The sequence below is a fragment of the Nocardia sp. NPDC004415 genome, from assembly GCF_053602435.1.
In genome coordinates, this window is sequence record NZ_JBSGDP010000027.1 from 70,256 (window position 1) to 76,664 (window position 6,409).

Annotated in this window: 6 protein-coding genes; all 6 read left to right on the plus strand. The window is 67.6% G+C overall.

Translation table 11 applies throughout. The features are described 5' to 3' along the window. Nucleotides 1-14 precede the first annotated feature (14 nt). Entirely contained in the window at nucleotides 15-878 is an 864-nt protein-coding gene (locus tag ACWEMY_RS15310; RefSeq protein ID WP_452390520.1) for a HalD/BesD family halogenase, read from the plus strand. A gap of 12 nt (nucleotides 879-890) precedes the next feature. Next, on the plus strand, nucleotides 891-1,706 hold the full coding sequence (locus tag ACWEMY_RS15315) for a class I SAM-dependent methyltransferase (protein ID WP_375928263.1): 816 nt from the start codon (nucleotides 891-893) through the stop codon (nucleotides 1,704-1,706). Between the two features lie 9 nt (nucleotides 1,707-1,715). Further along, nucleotides 1,716-3,536: a choline/carnitine O-acyltransferase gene (locus ACWEMY_RS15320; RefSeq protein ID WP_452390521.1), complete on the plus strand. Its 1,821-nt coding sequence runs from the start codon at nucleotides 1,716-1,718 to the stop codon at nucleotides 3,534-3,536. Nucleotides 3,537-3,597: 61 nt separating this feature from the next. Then, a complete protein-coding gene (locus ACWEMY_RS15325) occupies nucleotides 3,598-3,879 on the plus strand; it encodes a phosphoribosyl-ATP diphosphatase (protein WP_336088298.1) in 282 nt (93 codons plus the stop codon). Between the two features lie 56 nt (nucleotides 3,880-3,935). Next, nucleotides 3,936-4,787 (plus strand): ATP phosphoribosyltransferase, encoded by an 852-nt coding sequence (gene hisG / locus ACWEMY_RS15330; RefSeq protein ID WP_375928258.1) that lies wholly within the window; start codon nucleotides 3,936-3,938, stop codon nucleotides 4,785-4,787. Nucleotides 4,788-5,105: 318 nt separating this feature from the next. Further along, on the plus strand, nucleotides 5,106-6,409 hold a 1,304-nt coding region (locus tag ACWEMY_RS15335), incomplete at its 3' end, for a 4Fe-4S dicluster domain-containing protein (protein ID WP_452390522.1).

Below are 6,409 nucleotides of genomic sequence, written 5' to 3' on the forward strand. Positions count from 1 at the left end.
CGCACACTGAATGCATGACAGGCACGCGGGGGCTTGACGAAATCGTCGATATCGCACGGTATCCGCTCACCGATCTCGGTGGTCCGGGCAGGCAGGCGGCCGTCGCCGCCGCGCGTGCCGAACTGGCCGAGGACGGCTGCACGGTGCTGCGCGAATTCCTCCGGCCGGAGCTGCTGGCGACGCTCCAGGCCGAGGGCGAGCGGATCGCACCGCACGCCCACTACAAGGTCGAACGGGTCAACGCCTACAACATCCCGCTCGACGCCGACCTGCCCGCCGATCATCCGGCGCGCATCGTGCTCGATCGCGGCAACGCCTTCGTCGCCCGCGACCACATCCCCGCCGACGCGCTGATCCAGCGCCTCTACACCGACCCGGTCTTCCAGCGTTTCGTCGCCGACTGCTTCGAACTCGACGACCTGCACGAATTCGCCGATCCGCTGGCGGGTCTGTGCCTGAACGTGGTCGAGCCCGGAATGTCGCACCCCTGGCATTTCGACACCAACGAATTCACCGTCAGCATGCTCACCCGGCGCCCCGAATCCGGTGGCGTCTTCGAATACTGCCCCAACATCCGCGACCCGCACGCGGAGAATCTCGACGATGTGCGGGCCGTGCTCACCGGCACCGGCGAGCGGTTCATCCGCGCGCTCGAACTGCGCCCCGGCGACCTGCAGCTGTTCAAGGGCCGCTTCTCCCTGCACCGCGTCACCGAGGTGGCCGGTACGGGACAACGACATTCGGCGATCTTCGCCTACACGGACCGGCCCGGGGTGATCGGCACTGTCGAACGCACCAGGCAGCTGTTCGGCCGTGTTCTGCCCGACCACGTGGCCGCCGCGGCCGACGCCGTCCGAGGTGACCGACTGCTCGACTGAGAGGAACCGCCCATGTCCGTCCCGTTGGACACCAATGGCAAAGCATCCTTCGACGACATCTACGAAAGTCCTGATCCGCGGGCGTACTTCGCGCGGATGAACGAGCTCGACTACCGGATTCCGGAACTGGCCAAGCCGCACTTCCAGGACCAGTTGCGGCAGTTGCGGGCGGCCCGGCCCGACCGGATTCCGACCGTGCTCGATCTCGGGTGCTCCTACGGGGTGAACGCGGCCCTGCTGCGGACCGATACGACGGTCGACGAACTGGCGGGCCACTATCGCGACCACGCCGACACCGACCGGATCGGCCTGATCGCCGCGGACCGGGAGCGGTTGCGCACCGACCTGATGCCCGACGTACGCTTCGTCGGGATGGACGCCGCACGCCCGGCGCTGACCTACGCCCACGCCGCCGGATTCCTGCACGACTACGTGCACGCCGACCTCGAGGCCACCGAGCCCACCGAGGCACAGCGACGTGTGCTCGCCTCCGCCGATCTGGTGATCTCCACCGGATGCGTCGGCTACATCACCGAGAAGACCCTGTCCAGGGTCGTCCAAGCCGATCCGCGCAAGCGACCGTGGATGGCGCACTTCGTGTTACGGATGTTCGATTTCGGTCCCATCGCCGAGGAACTGGCCGCGCTCGGCTATCGCAGCGAGCAGCGTCCGGGTATGTTCCAGCAGCGTCGGTTCGCCTCGGCACAGGAACGCGAACAGGTGCTGGATGCGTTGGCGGCCAAGGGAATCGACACCACCGATCACGAAGCCGAGGGCTGGCTCTACGCCAACCTGTTCCTGTCCCGCCCGCATCCCATCGAGACCTGAGGACCTGGATTGAACCAACCCACGTTCGCCGCCGAAGACACCCTGCCCCGGGTTCCGCTGCCCACACTGGAAGACAGTGGCGCGCGGTTCCTGCAGTGGTGTCGGCCGCTGCTGAGCGCCGAGGAGTACGCCACCACCGAGGGCGCGGTAGCCGAGCTGCTGCGCCCCGGCGGGGCCGGGCGCACCCTGCACGCCGCACTGGCCGACTACGACGCCACCCCCGGGGTGGGCAGCTGGCTCGACGAGTTCTGGCCCTCGCGGTACCTGGGCCGCCGCGACCGGATCGCGCTCAACGCCAACTTCGTGTTCCTGTTCCGCGACGACACCCCACTGGCCGCCTCGACGGTCGCGAGCCAGGCCGAGCAGGCCGCCGCGCTCATCGGCGCGGCCGTGGACTACAAGCTGGCCCTGGACGCCGAGCGGGTGCCGCCGGTGACCCAGCGCGGGCAGCAGCTGTCGATGTGGCAGAACGAGTACCTGTTCTCCGAGACCCGGATCCCGGGCGAGGAACAGGACACCGTGCGCAAGCCCTACAGCGACGAACAGCCCGGCCCCTCCGACGCCCGGCACATCGCGGTCTTCTACCGCGGCAACATCTTCCGGATGGACGTCATCGGGCCAGACGGCGCGCCGTACGCGTTCGCCGATCTCGTCGACGGACTGCGCGCGGTGATCAAGGGCGGCACCAAGCCCGCCGCCACCGACACCGCCGTCGGCCATCTCACCACCAAGGCCCGCGCCGAGTGGGCGCGCAGCCGTGCCGCCCTGCGCACCGAAGCGGCCAATGTCGCCGCCTTCGACACGATCGAGACCGCCCTGTTCGCGGTGTGCCTCGAGGATTTCGCCCCGCGTGACGAACTGCACGCCTGCGATCAGCTGCTGCACGGTGACAGTGCCAATCGCTACTTCGACAAGTCGGTGTCGTTCATCGTCTTCGCCGACGGGCAGGCCGGCATCAATATCGAGCACTGCGGCCTCGACGGCACCACCGTGCTGTCCTTCGTCGACGCGCTGCTCGAGCGCACCGCCCAGGACCACGCCGAGACCAGCGGCGCGCGGGCCCAGGGACTGCCGCCGGTGGAGCCGGTCGAGTTCGTCCTCGACTCCGCCGCGCGCGCCGATATCGCCGCCGCCGGGGCCGACTTCGCCCGTTTCGCCGCCGACACCGCCACCTCGCTGGTGTCCTTCGACGACTTCGGCACCGCCGACGCCAAGAAGCTGGGCATCTCACCCGATGCCTTCGCCCAGCTGGCCTATCAGCTCGCCCACCGGCGCAGCAAGGGCCTGACCGGCGCCACCTACGAGTCCATCGCCACCCGCCAGTTCCGCAACGGCCGCACCGAGGCCATGCGCGTGGTGACCCCGGAGATGGTCGCCTTCGTCGACGCCATGGTCGACGACTCGGTGGACCGCGAGACCAAGCTCGCCGCCGCCCGCACCGCCGCGGGCGCGCACGTCGGCCGGGCCAAGGAATGCCAGGCCGGGCACGCTCCCGAGCAGCATCTGTGGGAGCTGCAGTGGATCCAGCGTCGCCGCGGCGCCGAACTCGGCGTCGCCGACGAGCACATCGCTCTGTTCGACAGCCCCGGCTGGACGATCATGCGCGACGACTACCTGAGCACCAGCTCGGCGCCCTCGCAGTACATCCGCTACTTCGGTTTCGGCTCCACCAGCCCCAAGTGCATCGGCATCGCCTACGTGCTGCTGCCCGACCGCTGGAACATCTACCTGGCCACCCCCAAGTCGGTGTCCGGCGAGATGTACGCCTTCGCCGACCACCTGCGCGCATCGGTGGCAGACCTGCGCGAACTGCTGGCGAGCGAGTCCTGACCTGTTCCCGCGCGCCGTCACCCCCGCGGTGGCGGTGCGCGGGAAAACCGCTGTGCACGGTGTGAAACAATCGACCACCGTGAAGAACTTCGAATCCCTGTTCGCCGAGCTGACCGAGCGTGCCCAGACCCGTCCCGAAGGGTCGGGCACCGTGGCCGCGCTGGACGCCGGGGTTCATTTCCAGGGTAAGAAGGTGCTCGAGGAAGCCGGGGAGATCTGGCTGGCCGCCGAGCACGAGAGCGACGAAGCCCTCGCCGAGGAGATCTCCCAGTTGCTGTACTGGCTCCAGGTGATGATGGTGGGTCGCGGGCTGAAGCTCGAGGACGTGTACCGACATCTGTGACGTCTGATCCGTCCGGTCGACACCTCCTCCACTTCTCCCCGAAAGGACCACCTCCCATGTTGCGCGTCGCCGTTCCCAACAAGGGCTCGCTGTCGGAATCCGCCACCTCCATTCTCACCGAGGCCGGCTACCGCAAGCGGACCGATTCCCGCGATCTGACCGTGCTGGACCCGGCCAACCAGGTCGAATTCTTCTTCCTGCGGCCCAAGGACATCGCGATCTACGTCGGCTCCGGTGAGCTCGACCTCGGCATCACCGGTCGTGACCTGGCGCTGGATTCCGGCTCGCCGGTCAGCGAACGTCTCTCCCTCGGCTTCGGCCGCTCCACCTTCCGCTACGCCGCTCCCGCCGGCGAGCAGTGGAAGGTCGAGGACCTCGCGGGCAAGCGCATCGCCACCTCCTACCCGAACCTGGTGCGCGCCGACCTGGCCCGCTTCGGCATCGAGGCCGAGGTGATCCGCCTCGACGGCGCGGTCGAGATCTCCATCCAGCTCGGTGTGGCCGACGCCATCGCCGACGTGGTGGGTTCCGGCCGGACCCTGCGTCAGCACAACCTGGTCGCCTTCGGCGAGTCGCTGTGCGATTCCGAGGGCGTGCTGATCGAGCGCACCGGTTCCCCGCAGGACGACCGCGCCCGCAATCAGCTCATCGCCCGCATCCAGGGTGTGGTGTTCGCCCAGCAGTACCTGATGCTGGACTACGACTGCCCCAAGTCGCTGCTCGACGAGGCCGTCGCCATCACCCCGGGCCTGGAGTCGCCCACCATCTCCCCGCTGGCCGACCCCGAGTGGATCGCCGTGCGCGCCCTGGTCCCACGCAAGCAGGGCAACGAGCTCATGGACCGCCTCGCCGACCTGGGCGCCAAGGCGATCCTGGCCACCGACATCCGCTCCTGCCGCGCCTTCTGAGCACGCCGTCGTCCGGACCTCCCCGAGTACGCTGAACGGAGAGGTCCGGACAATCGGTGATTGGAGCGGATATGTCGAACAAGAACGAACACGAAGAGAAGATCGAGAAGGAACAGGTCGAGCGCGAGGAAGAACGCCGCCGCCTGGAAGAGGAAGAAGAACGCCGCCTGCAGTAGCGGCCCACCCCCTCACCCCCACTCCCGGACAGCTACGGGGAGTGGGGGTTTCGTTTGCCCCGAATCGGTGCTACGTTGGCCGGAGAAGCTAAGTTACTCACCGGTAACAAGCTGTGATGCTGTAGTGGGGAGCGGGGGAGGCATGAGTACTGCGACGATCGTGTTGGGGGTCATCGGGGCCGTCATCACGGTGTTCTGCTGGGCGACGCTGGCGGTCGGGCTGGGCCGGATGCTGCGGGTGTTGCGCGCCGGTCAGCCGGACGGGACGCGCTGGCGGCCGATCGTGCCGCGGGTGCGGACCGTGGTGGTCGAGGTCGCCGCGCACACGCGGATGAACAAGTTCCGGAGTGTGGGCTGGGCGCACTGGCTGGTGATGGTCGGATTCCTGCTCGGGATGGTGTTCTACTTCGAGTCCTACGGGCAGACCTTCGATCCGTCGTTCGGGTGGCCGGTGATCGGGCACACCGCCGGATATCACCTGCTCGAGGAACTGCTCAGCATCGGCACGATCGTGGGTATCGTGACGCTGATCGTCATCCGGCAGCGCAATCACCCGCGCAGGCCCGAGCGGCTGTCCCGGTTCGGCGGGTCGAACTTCCTGGCCGCCTATCTCATCGAAACCATCGTGCTCGTCCACGGTTTCGGTGATGTGCTGGTGAAAGCGGGCAAGATCGCGACCTACGGCGGCGGGCATCTCGCGACCGATTTCCTCACCCTGCAGGTGGCCCGGTTGCTGCCCGCGAGTCCACTGCTGGTCTCGGTCTTCGCCTTCGTCAAGATGCTGGCCGGAGCCGCGTTCCTCTATTTCATCGGCCGCCACCTGACGTGGGGTGTTGCCTGGCACCGGCTTTCGGCGTTCTTCAACATCTACTTCAAGCGTGAGGCCGACGGGGGAGTCGCGCTCGGCGCGGCCAAGCCGATGATCTCCGGCGGCAAGGTTCTCGACATGGAGACCGCCGATCCCGACGCGGACACCTTCGGCGTCGGCAGGGTGGAGGACTTCACCTGGAAGGGCCTGCTGGATTTCACCACCTGCACCGAGTGCGGGCGGTGTCAGTCGCAGTGCCCCGCCTGGAACACCGGAAAACCGTTGTCGCCCAAGCTGTTGATCATGTCGCTGCGGGACCACACGTACGCGAAGGCGCCGTATCTGCTCGCCGGTGGTGACGCGGCGAAGGTCTCCGAGGCGGCGCGGGCCGAGGCGGAGCGTCCGTTGATCGGTGGCGAGGACGTCAACGGTGTCATCGACCCCGAGGTCCTGTGGTCGTGCACGAGTTGTGGTGCGTGTGTGGAGCAGTGCCCGGTCGATATCGAGCATGTCGATCACATCATCGATATGCGCCGCTATCAGGTGTTGATCGAGTCGGAGTTCCCCTCCGAGCTGGCCGGGTTGTTCAAGAACCTGGAGAACAAGGGCAATCCGTGGGGTCAGAACTCCAAGGACCG